Here is a 14,422-nt window from a genome sequence, read left to right as displayed (position 1 = left end):
GCTTGCCCCCGCGCCTTTGGCAGCGGCGCGGGGGGTTTTGATGTTCCTGCCTTTCTTCGACACTTTGCGCCGCAATGGCGTTCCGGTCAGCCCGCGCGAATACCTGTCGTTCCTCGAAGGTCTCGCAGCGGGCCTTTGTCTTTATGACATCGACGGATTTTACTATTTCGCGCGTGTCGCTCTGGTGAAGGACGAACGCCACCTTGACCGCTTCGACCGGGCCTTTGCGGAAAGTTTCCGCGGCCTGGACGCGATCCCGGCCGAGGCGGTGCTTGATGCCCTGCAACTGCCCGAGGATTGGCTGCGCAAGATGGCCGAAAAGCATCTGAGCGAGGAAGAAAAGGCGCAGATCGCGGCGCTTGGCGGCTTCGAGAAGCTGATGGAGACGCTGCGCGAACGGCTGAAAGAACAGGAAGGCCGCCATCAGGGCGGCAACAAATGGATCGGCACCGCGGGCACCTCGCCCTTTGGGGCCTATGGCTACAACCCCGAAGGGGTGCGGATCGGGCAGGCTGAAAGCCGTCACCAACGCGCGGTAAAGGTCTGGGACAAAAGAGAGTTTCGCGATTTCGACGATCGGGTCGAACTTGGCACGCGCAACATCAAGGTGGCGCTGAAGCGGCTGCGGCAATGGGCGCGTCACGGTGCACAGGAAGAGCTCGACCTGCCCGGCACGATCCGCGCCAGCGCCGAAAGGGGCTATATCGACGTGAAGACCCGACCCGAGCGGCACAATGCGGTCAAGGTGGTGCTGTTTCTCGACTCGGGCGGCTCGATGGACGCGCATGTGCAGCTGGTCGAGGAGCTCTTTTCCGCCGCCCGGGCCGAGTTCAAGCATCTCGAACATTATTACTTCCACAACTGCCTGTATGAAGGCGTCTGGCGCGAAAACCGCCGCCGCTGGGAGGATGTGACCCCCACCTGGGAGGTGCTCAACCGCTACGGGCCTGATTACAAATGCATTTTCGTCGGGGACGCCTCGATGTCGCCCTATGAGATCAGCCATGTCGGCGGCGCGAACGAGCATTGGAACCCGGAACCGGGCGTGGTCTGGCTCGACCGTGCGCGCACCCAATGGCCCGATCATGTCTGGCTCAACCCGGTGCCGGAGAAGCATTGGGGCTACACCCAGTCGATCGCGATGATCGAGGCGGCGTTCGAGGGGCGGATGTATCCGCTGACGCTCGACGGCATCACCCGGGCGATGAAGGTGCTCGGATGACCGCGCTGCGGCGGCTTTGGGCGGAACAGCGGCTGGCGCTGGTGGCCTTTCTCGTCGCGCTGTCGCTGGCCGGGTTCTTTGGCGGGCGGATGATCAGCCGGGCGCTGTTCTGGTCCGATCCGGCGCATCACCAGCAGGCGCCCGAGGCCTGGATGACGCCGGACTACATCGCGCGCAGCTGGCATGTCGATGTCGAGGCGGTCGATGCGATCCTCGGCATCGAGGATGCGCGCAAACTGGTCGACGACGACCGTCCGACGCTCGAAGCCATCGCGGAAAAGCTTGATGTGCCGGTCGCCGATCTGATCGCGAAGCTTGACGCGGGCCTGCCGCAGACCCCGCCCCGATCGCCACAATGACCGACTGGATTCTGGCGCAGCTGCCGCTTTGCGGGATCTGGCTGGTGGGGCTTGCGACGTTTCTCAGCTGCCTTGCCCTGCCGATCCCCTCGTCGCTGACGATGATCGCGGCGGGCGCCTTTGTCGGGTCGGGCGATCTGGCGCTGGCGCCGGTCGCAGGCGCGGCCTTTGGCGGCGCGCTCGCGGGCGATCAGGTCGGCTACTGGATCGGGCGCAAGGCGGCGCATCTTCTGCCCGCGCCCGGCCCGAAAGGCGCGGGACTGGTGGCCACGGCGCTCGACAGCCTTGCGAAGAACGGCGCGGTGGCGATCTTCCTGACGCGCTGGCTCTTTTCCGCACTTGGCCCCTGGGTGAACCTGGCCGCGGGCGCCTCGGGATACGGCCATGCCCGCTTCACGCTCGCCGATATCGCGGGCGAGGCGATCTGGGTCACGCTCTATGTCGGGCTGGGCATCACCTTCGGCGCCAATCTTCAGGCCGCCGCCGATCTGGCGGGCAACGCCCTTGGCCTGATGGCGAGCGGAGTGATCGCGCTCTTGCTCGGGCTTTGGCTGATCCGCGCGCTGCGCCGCCCCGCCCCCCTGCGCGCCGGGGATTGACCACGCCCCGCCGCGCCCCCATCTTCCCCCCATGATCCTGCGCCTTCTCCCCTTCCTTCTCGTTCTCCTCGCCGCGCTCGCGATGTGGCATTTCTCGTCGCGCAACCTGCTGCGCCAGCTTTCTGCCCGCTCGGCCCCGCTCACCGATCCCGGCCTTGCCCCGGTGCTCGCCCGCCTGCGCGCGGCCCTGGGCGTGCCCAGCCTGCCGGTCTTCGTCTATGCCGAGCCCACGGTGAACGGCCTTGCCGCCCCCGATGGCCGGGTCTTCCTGACCGAGGGCTTCATGGCGCTTTACCGCTCGGGTCAGGTGACGGCCGAGGAAATCGCCTCGGTCATCGCGCATGAGCTTGGCCATGTGGCCAGCGGCCATGCGAAACGGCGGATGATCGATTTCACCGGGCAGAACGTGCTGCAGATGGTGCTGGTGGGCGTGCTTGGCCGGATCATCCCGGTGGCAGGCGTCTGGCTCGCCAATCTGATCATCGCCGCCATCGCCGCGCAGCTGAGCCAGCGCGACGAATACGAAGCCGATGCCTTCGCCACCGCTCTGCTGATCAAGGCCGGGATCGGCGCCGAGCCGCAGCTGAGTCTGTTTGCCCGGCTCGACAGCCTTGCGGGCGGGCGCGGCGCCGCCCCGGCCTGGCTCTCCTCGCACCCCGAGACCGAGCGCCGCATCGCCGCCATCCGCGCCAATGTCTTGCGCTGGACTGCGGCGTAAGTCACAGCCATGCGCGGATTTTTCCGCTAGCGTCGCGGCACGGGACCACGAAGGATGACCATGCACCGCTCTCAGACCGTCCGCCGCCGCCGGGTGTTCTACATCCCCGGCTACGATCCGATCCACCCGCGCCGTTACCGCGAGCTTTACCGCACCGAGGGCACGGCGCAGGCCGCGATCTCGGGCTATGCGCTGAGCCTTGCGCCCAAGCGCGCGGGCGGCCCCTATGGCTGGCATGTCAACTCGACGCAGGACGGCACGACGGTCGAGGCCGATGTCGAGGTGCTGGTCTGGGCCGATATCGTGCGCGACAGCATGGAGGCATCGATCCCCGCGACCTATCTGCAGCTCGTCCGCACGGCCTCGGCCTATATCGGCTCGGGGGCGCTGTTCCGGCTGATGCGGCTACGGAAAGGCCCGGTGATCGCGGCGCTCTATCCGATCTTGGCGCTGATCGCGCAGGCGCTTGCGGGCTTGGGCGCTGGCTGGGCGCTGGCCGCCCTGCTGCTCTGGCCGCTCCCTGATTTCCCCTTCGACCGGGGGCTCGGCCTTGCGCTTTGCGCCGGGATGACCTGGGCGGTGCTCAGATGGTTTCGCAAGCAGGACGGCAAGTTTTACGCCTATTACCTGATGCACGACTACGCCTTCACCGCGCGCTGGGGCGGCGCCAACCCGGAGGCTTTGGAAACCCGGATGGCGGCCTTTGGCGACACGATCGCCCAGGCGCTGAGCGAGGACTGGGACGAGGTGCTCGTCGTCGGCCATTCCTCGGGCGCGCATCTGGCGGTCTCGATCCTTGCCGATCTGATCCGGGCGGGCCGCGTGCCCGCGACGGGGCCAAGCCTCGGCTTCCTGTCGCTCGGCCATGTCGTGCCGATGGTGAGCTTCCTGCCGGAAGCGAAACGGCTGCGCGGCGATCTGGCCTGGCTCTGCACCCGACCGGAGCTTGCGTGGGTCGATGTCACCGCGCCGGGCGATGGCTGCGCCTTTGCGCTGTGCGATCCGGTCAAGGTCTCGGGCGTCGGCCCCGCGGGCCAGATCCAGCCGCTGATCCTCTCGGCCGCCTTCACGAAGACGCTCTCGCCCAAACGCTGGAAAGAGCTGCGCTGGCGCTTCTTCCGGCTGCATTTCCAGTATCTCTGCGCCTTCGACCGGCCCGGGGTCTACGACTACTTCCGCATCACCGCGGGACCGCTGACGCTGAAGGCGCGGTTTGCCGAGACGCCGCCCTCGAAAAGCGTGATCGAAATTCCGGCGAACAGGTTCACCAGCACCGGATGAGGGGGCTCTGCCCCCTCTCCCCGCTCAGCCGAAGATCACCAGATCGGCGGCCCGGTTTTCGCTGATCAGCAACCGCCCGTTCGGCAGATCGTTTTCCTCGGTCCGGCGCGTGGCTTCCGCAAGCGGCAGATCGGCCCAACGTGCCATCAGGCGGCGGCGCAGCTCGGCCTCGGGCACGGCGAGGCGGACGGAAAGATCGAAAAGCGGCGCCAGATCGCGCCAGCCCGGGCGGGTCAGCAGCAGGTAATTGCCCTCGACGAGGATCACCTGCGCCGCAGCCGGGATCACCGCACCCGCGGGCACGACGGCATCGGCTTCCCGGTCAAAGGTCGGCACCGGACAATCGCCGGTCGCGGCCTTGACCGCCGACAGGCAGGCGGCGAAGCCCGCAACGTCGAAAGTGTCGGGATTGCCCTTCACCGCGCGCAGGCCCTGCGCCTCCAGCCAATCGTTGTCGCGGTGAAACCCGTCCATCGGCAGGATCGCGGCGCGGCCCGGCATGCGGGCATTGAGTGCCTCGGCCAGTTCCGCCGCCAGATGCGACTTGCCCGAACCGGGGGCGCCGACCAGCGCCACCAGCACGCGCTCGTCCCCGAGCTGCCCGATATGGCCCGCCAGATCGGCGCGGTCGACCCGCAGCTCCGAGCCCATGAAGGCGCCAACGTCGCCCATCGGACCGTTGGAATCACCGAGCCAGAATTCCGCCATCAGCCCATCGCCGCGACAAGGCGGCCAAGCGCGGCCACCGGATCTTCGGTTGTCCAGATCTCTTCGCCCACGGCGAAGAAATCGGTGACCGGGGCGAAGTCGCGGACAAGCGCCTCGGTCAGCGCGCCTTCGGCAACGACCGGAACCTCGATCACCTCGGACCACCATTGGAAGAGATCGCGATCGGCCCGGGTGCCGGTGCCAAGCCCGGTCTCGCCCACCGGACCGAAGCAGATGTAATCCGCCCCGGCCTCGCCCGCGCTCATGCCATCATGCTGCGAGGCGCCGCAGAAGCTGCCGACGATCGCCTCGGTGCCGAGCTCCTTGCGGGCATAGCGCACGGTGCGGGCGCCGTCGGTCAGGTGCACGCCGTCAAGGCCGTGGCGTTCCACGAGCGCGATGTGGTTCTCGATCACCAGCGCGACGTCGAATTCATGCGCGATCTGGCGCACCGCATCGGCCGCGCGCATCACCTTGTCCTCGTCTTTCGTCGCGAGACCCAGACGGATGCAGGCCACCTCCTGCGCGCCCAGCACGCGGGCGAGAAGCTGCGGGAAGACCTCGAGATCGAAGCTCGGCGGGGTAAGCAGGTAAAGCTGCGGGCGATCCTCGGACATGGGGCCTCCTTTCGGGTTTCGCGCCTTCTAGCGCAGGCGGCCCCGCCTTGCCAGCGGCTTTGCGCTTCTGTATCGGGGGGCATGACCCAGAAGCTGCCTCCCGTCTTCATCCTGATCCGTCCGCAGATGGGCGAAAACATCGGCGCCGCCGCCCGGGCGATGCTGAACTTTTCGCTGTCCGTGCTGCGGCTGGTCGATCCGCGCGATGGCTGGCCGAACCCGAAAGCCGTTGCGATGGCCTCGGGTGCGGCGGGCAAGGTGCTGGATCATGCCGGGGTCTTCGCCTCAACCGCCGAGGCGATTGCCGATTGCGACTTCGTCTTTGCGACGACGGCGCGCGGGCGCGAACTGACGAAGCCCATTTACACCCCCGAGGCCGCGATGGCCGAGGCGCGGGCGCGGATCGCCGCCGGTCAGCGCGTCGGCGTGATGTTCGGCCCCGAGCGCACCGGGCTTGAAAACGACGACATCATCCGGGCGAATGCGATCATCACCGTGCCGGTGAACCCCGAATTCTTCTCGCTGAACCTTGCGCAAGCGGTGCTGCTGACCGCTTACGAATTTTCCCGTCAGGGCAATGCGGCCCCCGCGATCGACCCCGGTCTGGCCGGGGCCGAGTTGGCCAATGCGCTCGAAATCGAGAAACTCGGTGATCATTACGAGGAAAGGCTCGAGGCGGCCGGGTTCTTCTTCCCCGAGGGCAAGGCACCGATGATGAAGCGCAATCTGCGCAACATGTGGAGCCGGTTCGGCCTGACGCGGGCGGATGTGCAGACGCTGCACGGGATGCTGCGGCAGCTTCTGCGCAACCGGGATTGAGGCGGACGCAGATTTGACCGAGGCCATCGCCGAGGTCACGCGCAAGATTGGCCCCATGACCGCCGAGGGCCCACAGGCACTCGGCCTGCGCCCGCCCCGCCATCGGCGGGCGCTTCTCGCCCGCCGGGGCATGCGCCGGCCTCTGTTGCCCTTGATGGAAACGGTCTTGCGACCGCCGTTGCACAGCGGGCGGGGAAACGCGGATCGCGTTTCCTTTTCCGCCCGACCCAAGCAAGGGCAGACTTGCGCCGCCCCCGCTCTCCCGCCATCCTGCGCCGATGCGACACCTTCTGACGCGATCGCTTCTGGCGCTGGGACTGGGCAGCCTGTTGGGTCTTGTGGCGCTGCTCGCGGTCCTGCCCGCGCTGCGCGCCGCGCTCTGCCCCAGCTGCTTCGGGCTCGTGCAAGTCAGCGACAGGCTCTGGGTCGAGGCCGCGATGCCCGCCCCCGACCGGCTGCGCCTGATCGCTCAGATCACCACCGCCGAGGCGCAGGTGGCGCAGGCCCTTGGCCCGACCCGGGGCCATCTGCGCCTGCTTGCCTGCCAATCCGCGCCCTGCGACCGCAGCCTTGGCGGGCGCGGCGCGGCAGCCGTGACCTATTCCTTTGGCCCCGTTGCCGTCGTTCGCCTCTCGCCGCGCGGGCTCTCGACCACGATCCTTGCGCATGAGCTGACCCATGTCGCCGTGCACGCCCGCATGGGCTTCACCGGACAATTGGCCGACCGCCTGCCCGCCTGGGCCGACGAGGGTCTGGCGGTCATCGTCTCGGACGATCCGCGCTATCTGGCCCCGGGCACCGGTCCCGCGCGCTGCCATAAACCTCCGCGCCCCGATCTGCCCGAAACCGCGGGCGACTGGCTGCGACGGGCGGCAAAAGAGCGCGACATTTACGCCGAAGCGGCCTGCGCCATGCTGGGATGGATGGCGAAAAATGACGGCTGGAGCGGGGCTTGGGCGGTGATCGACGGCACGCGCGCGCTCGAGCCGCCCGCCAATCCCCTTGCCCCCGCCCGTGCCGCGCCCTAGTGTCGCGCCAAAGCGACAGGAGGCCCGCGCATGGGGATGAAACCCGCCAAGAACCGCTCTCGTGCGATCTTCGAAGAGGTGGGCGTCGAGACCCCGAAACAGATGCCCGTGGCGCCGAAAGGCGGCATGATCGACGCGCGGCCGAAAGGCGCGCGCAAGGCGCTGATGCTCTGGATGGTTTCGCTGATCGTGCTGGCGGTGCTGCAACTCGGCCTTGATGCGACGCCGGGCTTCGGCATTGCCGAACTCGATCTGGTCCAGCCCTACACCGGGCTGGCGCTCTTCGCGGTCTGGGCGCTTGGCGCGCTCGGTCTGGCTGTCAGCCGCCGCCTGCCGCCCGGCTGGGGGATGCGCGTCGCCGGGCTGGGCCTTGGCTGCCTGCTGCTCGCGGCCTCGGACCCCACGCCGATCTCCCAGCTTTCCAAGGCCTTGTCGCCCGAACCTGCGGCCGAGGTGCTGCCGCAGACGGGCGCGCTGCCGCCGCTGCAACTCCTGCCCGCAACGCCGCCGACGCCTGCGCCTGTCGCAGCCCCCGTGGTCGCCCCGCCCACCCCGCAAGAGCAGGTGGCAAAGGCCGCAGACCTCGCCGTGGCAAAGATCAATCTTGCCAAGACCACGATCGGCACCGCCCCCTTCGCCACGCTGCGCCTTGGCCTTGCCTTCGCGCTCGTGGGCTTTGCCTTCTGGTATGCGCTTCTGGCAGCCCGGACCGAGGCCGCGCTGATCTCGGCCCGTCGTCAGGCGGAACCGGGGCTGTTCGGGCTGGCCACGGGTCTGATGCATCTGAGCTTCCTGCAACTGCTCGTCGGCGGGCTTGTCACCGGCATCGGCGCGGGCGCGGTCTTCACCGATTGGCCGATGATGGGCGGGGCCTGGCTGCCGCCCGATCTGCTTTCGCTTGAACCTGTGTGGCGCAATGCGCTGGAAAATCAGGGGCTTTTGCAGTTCAGCCACCGAGCGCTCGGCTATCTGCTTCTGGCGCTCGGGCTCTTCGCGCTGCTCCGCTCGCGCCGCTCGGTGCATGGGGTGACGCGCACGGCCTTCGTGCTCGCCACGGTCTGGATCGGGCTGCAGGCGGTGCTGGGCGTCGTGACGCTTTTGCATGGTGATCCGCTGCACCTGCGCCTTGCGCATCTGGGCGGCGCGCTGGCGCTGTGGCTCTTCCTCATTCGCGCGCGCTTCCTCGCGCGCTATCCGCGCGTGCAATCGATCCGGGGGATCAAATGAGTGCTCTGGCCGACCTGAAAGCTTACCTTCGCGAAACCGAGGCGCTGACCTATGTGGCCGAGCGTCTGGGCTGGGATCAGGAAACGATGATGCCGCGGGGCGCCGCCGAACAGCGGGCCGAGGAACTGGCGGCGATGGAATCGATCCTGCATGCGCGCCGCACCGATCCGCGGATCGAGGATTGGCTCGCCCGCGCCGAGGCGACGACCCCGGCCGAGGCCCGGCTGCTCGATCTCGCCGGGCGCAATTACAACCGCGCGACCCGCATTCCGGCGCGGCTCGCCACCGAACTTGCCCGCCTGACCTCGCTGGCGCAGGGCGTCTGGGCTGAGGCGCGGGCCGCCGAAGACCCGGCCGCCTTCCTGCCGACGCTGGCGCAGATGGTGGCGCTGAAGCGCGAGGAAGCCGCCTGCCTCTCCGAGGGCGATCTTTATGACGCGCTGCTGGATGATTACGAACCGGGCGCCACGCATCGCCAAATCGGCGCGATGTTCGACCGGATGCGGCCGCGCCTTGTCGCACTGCGCGAAAAGGTGCTCGGATCGGAACACCAGCCGACCGAACTGACCCATGTCTTCCCCGAGGCGACGCAGCTGCGCATCGCCCGCATCTGCGCCTCGGCTTTCGGGTACGACTGGACGCAGGGGCGGCTGGATCTCGTCGTGCATCCGTTCTGCTCGGGCTCGGGGCGCGATGTGCGCATCACCACGCGCGTGTGCGAAAGCGAGCCCTTCAACTGCCTCTATTCGACCATCCACGAGGTCGGCCACGCCTGCTACGAACAGGGGATTTCGCCCGAGTATGCCTTCACGCCCTTGGGCCGCGGCGTTTCGATGGGGGTGCATGAGAGCCAGAGCCGGATCTATGAAAACCAGCTCGGCCGCTCGGCCGCCTTCACCGGCTGGCTCTATCAGCGCATGGTCGACGCCTTCGGCGATTTCGGCGTGACCAGCGCCGAGGCCTTCCATGCGGTGGTGAACCGGGTCAATCCGGGCTTCATCCGCACAGAGGCCGACGAGCTGCATTACAACCTGCACATCATGCTGCGCTTCGATCTGGAGCGGCATCTGATCACCGGCAAGCTCGAGGTCACCGATCTGGAAGCGGCCTGGAACGCCCGGTTCCTGTCCGATTTCGGCGTCGCGGTCGAAAAGCCCTCGCAGGGCTTCTTGCAGGATGTGCACTGGTCTTGTGGCCTCTTCGGCTATTTCCCGACCTACAGCTTGGGCAACGTCTATGCAGGCTGCCTGAACAAGGCGATGCGCGCGGCCGTGCCGGGGATCGACGCGGCGCTGGCCGGGGGGTCGGCGAAACCCGCCACCGACTGGCTGCGCGACACGCTGCAACGCCACGGCGGCTTGCGCCCCCCGCGCGAAACGATCGTGACCGCCTGCGGGTTCGAGCCCACCGAAGAGCCGCTGCTCGACTATCTCGAAACGAAATACGCCGCCATCTACAAGCTCTGAGGCAAAGGGGGCTCTGCCCCCGCCGAGGCGATGCCTCGGCCCCCCGAGATATTTGAGACAAGATAAAAGCCGGGACTGTTTTATCTTGCCTCAAATATCCCGGGGGGAGTCCCGCAGGGACGGGGGGCAGCGCCCCCCTGCCCCTTTGCCAGATTACGCCGCGTCAGCCTTTGGTGTGCCCGCGGCGGGTGCTAGACTGGCTCGATCCCCGGAGGCAACCATGACCCGACACCAGCTGGCCCACAGTTTTCGCGAGCATTTCGCCGATGGCGTGATGCATGTTCTGGGGGTGACCTTCGCGGTCGCCGCCGTCTCGGCGCTGATGGTCTGGGCGGCGATGGCGGGGCTTGGGCCGAAGATCTGGCCGCTCGTCGTCTATGCGGTGGGGCTGATCGCCTCTTTCGGCTTTTCGGCCGGCTACAACCTGACGCTTTACGCCCCCGCCCGCGCGGTGCTGCGCCGCTTCGATCACGCCGCGATCTATCTGCTGATCGCGGGAACCTACACGCCAATGGCGCTGATCGGGCTCGGCGGCAAGGTCGGCATCGCGCTGACCGTGACGATCTGGGCGCTGGCGGTGATCGGCATGGTGATGAAGCTCGGCTTCTTCCACACCGCCGAAAAGGCCGGATTTCTGCTGTACCTCGTGATGGGGCTTCTGGGCCTCGTCGCCATCTGGCCGCTGATCGAGCGGCTGCCGCTCGCCGTGCTGATCCTTCTCGGCATCGGCGGCGCGGTCTATCTGATCGGCACGGTGTTCTACAAGCTGAAGCGGATGCCGTTTTCCCGCGCGATCTGGCACGGCCATGTGATCGCGGCGGCGGCGACGCATTACGCCGCCGTCATCCTGATCGCCGGGCATTAAAGCGGATCGATATCGCCTTCCGCGCGCGCGGCATGGAACTCGGCCACGAAGGCCGAGAGCCGCCCGGCCGCAATCGCTTCGCGCAGACCGGCCATCAGATCCTGATAGTAATGCAGGTTGTGCCAGGTCAGCAGCATGCCCGAGATCATCTCCTGCGCCTTGAAGACATGGTGCAGATAGGCGCGGGAATAGTTCCGGCAGGCCGGGCAGCCACAAGCCTCGTCGAGCGGGCGCGGGTCGTCCATGTGGCGCGCGTTCTTGATGTTGATCTGGCCGCGCCGGGTCCAGGCCTGCCCGGTCCGCCCCGAACGCGAAGGCAGCACGCAATCCATCATGTCGATGCCGCGCTCGACCGCGCCGACGATGTCGTCGGGCTTGCCCACGCCCATCAGATAGCGCGGCTTGTCTGCGGGCAGGAACCCCGGCGCATAGTCGAGAACCGAGAACATCGCCTCCTGCCCCTCGCCCACGGCAAGGCCGCCGACCGCATAGCCGTCAAAGCCGATCTCCTTGAGTTTCTCGGCACTTTCCTCACGAAGTTCGCGCGTGACACCGCCCTGCATGATGCCGAACAGCGCATGCCCGGGCCGATCACCAAAGGCATCGCGGCTTCGCTCGGCCCACCGCATCGAAAGCCGCATCGACTTCGCCACCGTCGCATCATCGGCAGGCAGCGCCGGGCATTCGTCAAAGGCCATCACGATGTCGGAGCCCAGAAGCTTCTGGATCTCCATCGAGCGTTCGGGGCTCAGATGGTGCTTCGAGCCGTCGATATGGCTGGAAAAGGTCACGCCTTCCTCGGTCAGCTTGCGCAAGGAAGCCAGGCTCATCACCTGAAACCCGCCCGAGTCGGTCAGGATCGGGCGCTCCCAGTTCATGAACTTGTGCAACCCGCCCAGCCGCGCGATGCGCTCGGCGGTGGGGCGCAGCATCAGATGGTAGGTGTTGCCCAGCAGGATGTCGGCGCCGGTCGCGCGCACGCTTTCAGGCATCATCGCCTTCACCGTCGCAGCGGTGCCGACGGGCATGAAGGCGGGGGTGCGAATCTCGCCCCGCGGCGTATGAATCACCCCGGCGCGGGCGGCGCCATCGGTGGCGGAAAGGCTGAAGCTGAACTGGGTCATCGGGCGCTCCTTTGCCGCGCATGTAGCAGTGATGCGCCAAAAGGGAAAGCGAGGCGCGCAAGCAGGGTTTCAGCGGCGGCAGGGGTTTCGCCTCAGGCAAGCCCGAGGCGACCGGGGCGGGGGCTCCGCCCCCGCACCCCCGGCGTATTTGCGCCAAGAAGAAAAACCGGACGCAGCAGCCGCATGTGTTTGCATGTGAGCCCCGGCAACAGGCTGAACGCCCTGCTTTTCCTTGGCAAAATACGCCCGGGGGGTGCGGGGGGCAGCGCCCCCCGCCGGGTCGCCGAGGCAAGGCCTCGGCGAAACACCACTTGGCACACCCTCTGCGCTCTGCACTGTCGGCCTTTACCTCGCCCCCAGATACCCTATATAAACTCTAGGAAATCGTCCGAGAGAGTCATGACCAGCACCGAACAGACGCTCCCCGAAGGGGCCCCGCTGATTGCGCCTTCCGACCTCGAGCACCCGCTTTACGCCTCGGTGGTCGAAGCTTGTCGCACCGTCTTCGACCCGGAAATCCCGGTCAACATCTTCGATCTGGGCCTGATCTACACGATCAAGATCGGCGAAGATGGCGTCGTCGCCATCACCATGACCCTCACCGCGCCGGGCTGTCCGGTGGCGGGCGAGATGCCGCAATGGCTGCAAGATGCGGTCGAGGCGGTCGAGGGCGTGCAGCGCTGCGAGATCGAGATGACCTTCGACCCCGCCTGGGGCATGGACATGATGTCCGACGAAGCCCGGCTCGAACTCGGCTTCATGTGATTGTGCAGGGCGGACAGCGCCTCTGTGCAGCCCGGCCCTTGCCTGACCTTGCCGATCGCTTAGGCTGAGGGTCTTCTCGAACGGAGGGTCAGATGACCGACACCCTGTTTTCCCCCGGCAAGCTCGGGGATATTTCCATCGCCAACCGCGTCGTCATGGCGCCGCTCACCCGCAACCGTGCCCCCGACCGGATGCCCACCGATCTGACGGTGGAGTATTACCGGCAGCGCGCGACGGCGGGGCTGATCGTGACCGAGGGCGCGCAGATCTCGCCCGTGGCCCAGGGCTATGCCTGGACGCCGGGCATCCATACCGAGGCGCAGGCGGCGGCTTGGGCCAAGGTCACCGAGGCCGTCCATGCAGAGGGCGGCAAGATCGTCATTCAGCTCTGGCATGTCGGCCGCGTCTCGCACGCCTCGATCATCGACGGCGTGACCCCGGTCGCCCCTTCGGCGATTTCGGCCGCCTCGAAGACCTTCGACGGCACCGGCTTCGTCGAAACCGGGATGCCGCGCGAAATGACCGAGGAAGACATCGAGCGCACCTTCCTCGATTACGGCCATGCCGCGCAGCTGGCGAAACAGGCGGGCTTTGACGGGGTCGAGGTGCATGCGGCGAATGGCTATCTGATCGACCAGTTCCTGCGCGACACCGCGAACAAGCGCACCGACGCTTGGGGCGGCCCGATCGCGAACCGCATCCGCTTCCTCGCAGGCGCCATCGATGCCTGCGTCGCGGTCTGGGGCCCGGGACGGGTCGGCGTGCGGCTCTCGCCTTATTCCAACGCCAACAATGTCGGCCTCGACAGCGACACGCCCGCGCTGTTCGGCGCGGCGATCGCGGCGTTGAACGACCGGCCGCTGGCTTACGTTCACATGGTCGAGGGCCAGACCGGCGGTCCGCGCGACTGGCCCGCGGGCGAACTCGAAGCGCTGCGCGAGGCGATCCGCGCCCCCTATATCGCCAACAACGGCTATGACCGCGCGAGCGCGCTGGCCGCGGTGGCCGGCGGTCAGGCGGCGGCCATCGCCTTCGGCAAACCCTTCATCGCCAACCCCGATCTGGTGGCGCGGCTTGACCGCGATGCCGAGTGGAACCCGCTGCGTCTGGCGCTGATGTATGGCGGCGGCGCCGAGGGCTACACCGACTATCCGTTCCTCGCCTGATCTTCCGGGCGGCCCGGCGCGCTTGCCGGACCGCCCCCGCCCGCCTATCTTGAGGCGAAAGGAGTTTCCCATGTTCGCCATCCCCGGAAAACCGCCCGTCACCCTGACCCCCGCCGCCGTCGAGCAGATCGCCGCCCTGATGCAACGCGAGGGCGCGGCAGGCTTTCGCATCGGCGTCAAGAAGGGCGGCTGCGCGGGCATGGAATACACGATGGACATCGCAGCCGAGGCCGATCCGATGGATATCGTCGTCGAGGAAGGCCCGGCGCGGGTGCTGATCGCGCCCTTGGCGCAGATGTTCCTGATCGGCACCGAAATCGACTACGAGGAAACGATGCTCGAATCGGGCTTCAAATTCCGCAACCCGAATGTCGTCGAAAGCTGCGGCTGCGGCGAGTCGGTAAAATTCCGCGACGCCCCCGCGGGCTGAGGCCCATTTCTTGCTTGCACGGGCCGCG

The 14,422-nt window shown here is 67.4% G+C and carries 16 protein-coding genes; 13 read left to right on the top strand and 3 right to left on the bottom strand.

Features of this window, described 5'->3' with window-relative positions:
* Nucleotides 1–40: 40 nt before the first annotated feature.
* Genes C8J30_RS01310 through C8J30_RS01290 form a run of 5 tightly spaced genes read left to right on the top strand, consistent with a single transcriptional unit; the run spans nucleotide 41 to nucleotide 4,179 of the window.
* Nucleotides 41–1,222 carry a vWA domain-containing protein gene (locus C8J30_RS01310; protein ID WP_110803921.1) on the top strand — a complete coding sequence of 394 codons (1,182 nt, stop codon included), beginning with the start codon at nucleotides 41–43 and terminating at the stop codon, nucleotides 1,220–1,222.
* Nucleotides 1,219–1,581, top strand: a complete 363-nt coding sequence (locus C8J30_RS01305; RefSeq protein WP_110803920.1) for a hypothetical protein — start codon at nucleotides 1,219–1,221, stop codon at nucleotides 1,579–1,581. Before C8J30_RS01310 ends, C8J30_RS01305 begins: the two co-directional genes overlap by 4 nt.
* The gene (locus C8J30_RS01300) at nucleotides 1,578–2,180 is read left to right on the top strand and encodes a DedA family protein (RefSeq protein ID WP_110803919.1); all 603 of its coding nucleotides are present in this window, start codon (nucleotides 1,578–1,580) and stop codon (nucleotides 2,178–2,180) included. The genes C8J30_RS01305 and C8J30_RS01300 overlap by 4 nt, the downstream gene beginning before the upstream one ends.
* A 34-nt stretch (nucleotides 2,181–2,214) precedes the next feature.
* A complete protein-coding gene (locus C8J30_RS01295; protein ID WP_394341900.1) occupies nucleotides 2,215–2,898 on the top strand; it encodes a M48 family metallopeptidase in 684 nt (227 codons plus the stop codon).
* 60 nt (nucleotides 2,899–2,958) lie between these two features.
* Nucleotides 2,959–4,179 (top strand): hypothetical protein, encoded by a 1,221-nt coding sequence (locus tag C8J30_RS01290; protein WP_110804270.1) that lies wholly within the window; start codon nucleotides 2,959–2,961, stop codon nucleotides 4,177–4,179.
* Between the two features lie 24 nt (nucleotides 4,180–4,203).
* Here the strand turns inward: C8J30_RS01290 and C8J30_RS01285 are convergent, their stop codons facing one another.
* On the bottom strand, nucleotides 4,204–4,851 hold the full coding sequence (locus C8J30_RS01285; protein ID WP_245909678.1) for a nucleoside/nucleotide kinase family protein: 648 nt from the start codon (nucleotides 4,849–4,851) through the stop codon (nucleotides 4,204–4,206).
* Between the two features lie 35 nt (nucleotides 4,852–4,886).
* Entirely contained in the window at nucleotides 4,887–5,504 is a 618-nt protein-coding gene (locus C8J30_RS01280) for a thiamine phosphate synthase (RefSeq protein WP_110803917.1), read from the bottom strand.
* A gap of 81 nt (nucleotides 5,505–5,585) precedes the next feature.
* On the opposite strand from C8J30_RS01280, the gene C8J30_RS01275 reads away from it, so the two are divergent.
* The 5 genes from C8J30_RS01275 (at nucleotide 5,586) to trhA (ending at nucleotide 10,909) form a co-directional block, all read left to right on the top strand.
* Nucleotides 5,586–6,323, top strand: a complete 738-nt coding sequence (locus tag C8J30_RS01275; RefSeq protein ID WP_110803916.1) for an RNA methyltransferase — start codon at nucleotides 5,586–5,588, stop codon at nucleotides 6,321–6,323.
* A 278-nt stretch (nucleotides 6,324–6,601) separates the two neighbouring features.
* Nucleotides 6,602–7,351 (top strand): hypothetical protein, encoded by a 750-nt coding sequence (locus tag C8J30_RS01270; protein WP_110803915.1) that lies wholly within the window; start codon nucleotides 6,602–6,604, stop codon nucleotides 7,349–7,351.
* A gap of 30 nt (nucleotides 7,352–7,381) precedes the next feature.
* Nucleotides 7,382–8,578 (top strand): COX15/CtaA family protein, encoded by a 1,197-nt coding sequence (locus C8J30_RS01265; RefSeq protein WP_146227843.1) that lies wholly within the window; start codon nucleotides 7,382–7,384, stop codon nucleotides 8,576–8,578.
* Complete coding sequence (locus tag C8J30_RS01260) at nucleotides 8,575–10,044, top strand: carboxypeptidase M32 (RefSeq protein WP_110803913.1); 1,470 nt, start codon at nucleotides 8,575–8,577, stop codon at nucleotides 10,042–10,044. Before C8J30_RS01265 ends, C8J30_RS01260 begins: the two co-directional genes overlap by 4 nt.
* Before the next feature lie 220 nt (nucleotides 10,045–10,264).
* The gene (trhA, locus tag C8J30_RS01255; RefSeq protein WP_110803912.1) at nucleotides 10,265–10,909 is read left to right on the top strand and encodes a PAQR family membrane homeostasis protein TrhA; all 645 of its coding nucleotides are present in this window, start codon (nucleotides 10,265–10,267) and stop codon (nucleotides 10,907–10,909) included.
* Here the strand turns inward: trhA and tgt are convergent.
* Entirely contained in the window at nucleotides 10,906–12,033 is a 1,128-nt protein-coding gene (gene tgt, locus C8J30_RS01250; RefSeq protein ID WP_110803911.1) for a tRNA guanosine(34) transglycosylase Tgt, read from the bottom strand. The genes trhA and tgt overlap by 4 nt on opposite strands.
* Nucleotides 12,034–12,432: 399 nt before the next feature.
* On the opposite strand from tgt, the gene C8J30_RS01245 reads away from it, so the two are divergent.
* The 3 genes from C8J30_RS01245 (at nucleotide 12,433) to C8J30_RS01235 (ending at nucleotide 14,394) form a co-directional block, all read left to right on the top strand.
* A complete protein-coding gene (locus C8J30_RS01245) occupies nucleotides 12,433–12,798 on the top strand; it encodes an SUF system Fe-S cluster assembly protein (protein ID WP_110803910.1) in 366 nt (121 codons plus the stop codon).
* A 92-nt stretch (nucleotides 12,799–12,890) separates the two neighbouring features.
* Nucleotides 12,891–13,964 (top strand): alkene reductase, encoded by a 1,074-nt coding sequence (locus tag C8J30_RS01240; protein ID WP_110803909.1) that lies wholly within the window; start codon nucleotides 12,891–12,893, stop codon nucleotides 13,962–13,964.
* 70 nt (nucleotides 13,965–14,034) lie between these two features.
* Nucleotides 14,035–14,394, top strand: coding sequence for a HesB/IscA family protein (locus tag C8J30_RS01235; protein WP_110803908.1), 360 nt, complete (start codon nucleotides 14,035–14,037; stop codon nucleotides 14,392–14,394).
* Nucleotides 14,395–14,422 lie beyond the last annotated feature (28 nt).

The organism is Rhodobacter viridis (assembly GCF_003217355.1).
Classification (GTDB): domain Bacteria; phylum Pseudomonadota; class Alphaproteobacteria; order Rhodobacterales; family Rhodobacteraceae; genus Rhodobacter; species Rhodobacter viridis.
This window is presented reverse-complemented; position numbering and strand designations above follow the sequence as displayed.

Bases quoted from the DNA above. Each gene is read 5' to 3' on its own strand.
- C8J30_RS01310 (WP_110803921.1), top strand. From the start codon at position 41: ATGTTCCTGCCTTTCTTCGACACTTTGCGCCGCAATGGCGTTCCGGTC.
- C8J30_RS01305 (WP_110803920.1), top strand. From the start codon at position 1,219: ATGACCGCGCTGCGGCGGCTTTGGGCGGAACAGCGGCTGGCGCTGGTG.
- C8J30_RS01300 (WP_110803919.1), top strand. From the start codon at position 1,578: ATGACCGACTGGATTCTGGCGCAGCTGCCGCTTTGCGGGATCTGGCTG.
- C8J30_RS01290 (WP_110804270.1), top strand. From the start codon at position 2,959: ATGCACCGCTCTCAGACCGTCCGCCGCCGCCGGGTGTTCTACATCCCC.
- C8J30_RS01285 (WP_245909678.1), bottom strand. From the start codon at position 4,851: ATGGGCGACGTTGGCGCCTTCATGGGCTCGGAGCTGCGGGTCGACCGC.
- C8J30_RS01280 (WP_110803917.1), bottom strand. From the start codon at position 5,504: ATGTCCGAGGATCGCCCGCAGCTTTACCTGCTTACCCCGCCGAGCTTC.
- C8J30_RS01275 (WP_110803916.1), top strand. From the start codon at position 5,586: ATGACCCAGAAGCTGCCTCCCGTCTTCATCCTGATCCGTCCGCAGATG.
- C8J30_RS01270 (WP_110803915.1), top strand. From the start codon at position 6,602: ATGCGACACCTTCTGACGCGATCGCTTCTGGCGCTGGGACTGGGCAGC.
- C8J30_RS01265 (WP_146227843.1), top strand. From the start codon at position 7,382: ATGGGGATGAAACCCGCCAAGAACCGCTCTCGTGCGATCTTCGAAGAG.
- C8J30_RS01260 (WP_110803913.1), top strand. From the start codon at position 8,575: ATGAGTGCTCTGGCCGACCTGAAAGCTTACCTTCGCGAAACCGAGGCG.
- trhA (WP_110803912.1), top strand. From the start codon at position 10,265: ATGACCCGACACCAGCTGGCCCACAGTTTTCGCGAGCATTTCGCCGAT.
- tgt (WP_110803911.1), bottom strand. From the start codon at position 12,033: ATGACCCAGTTCAGCTTCAGCCTTTCCGCCACCGATGGCGCCGCCCGC.
- C8J30_RS01245 (WP_110803910.1), top strand. From the start codon at position 12,433: ATGACCAGCACCGAACAGACGCTCCCCGAAGGGGCCCCGCTGATTGCG.
- C8J30_RS01240 (WP_110803909.1), top strand. From the start codon at position 12,891: ATGACCGACACCCTGTTTTCCCCCGGCAAGCTCGGGGATATTTCCATC.
- C8J30_RS01235 (WP_110803908.1), top strand. From the start codon at position 14,035: ATGTTCGCCATCCCCGGAAAACCGCCCGTCACCCTGACCCCCGCCGCC.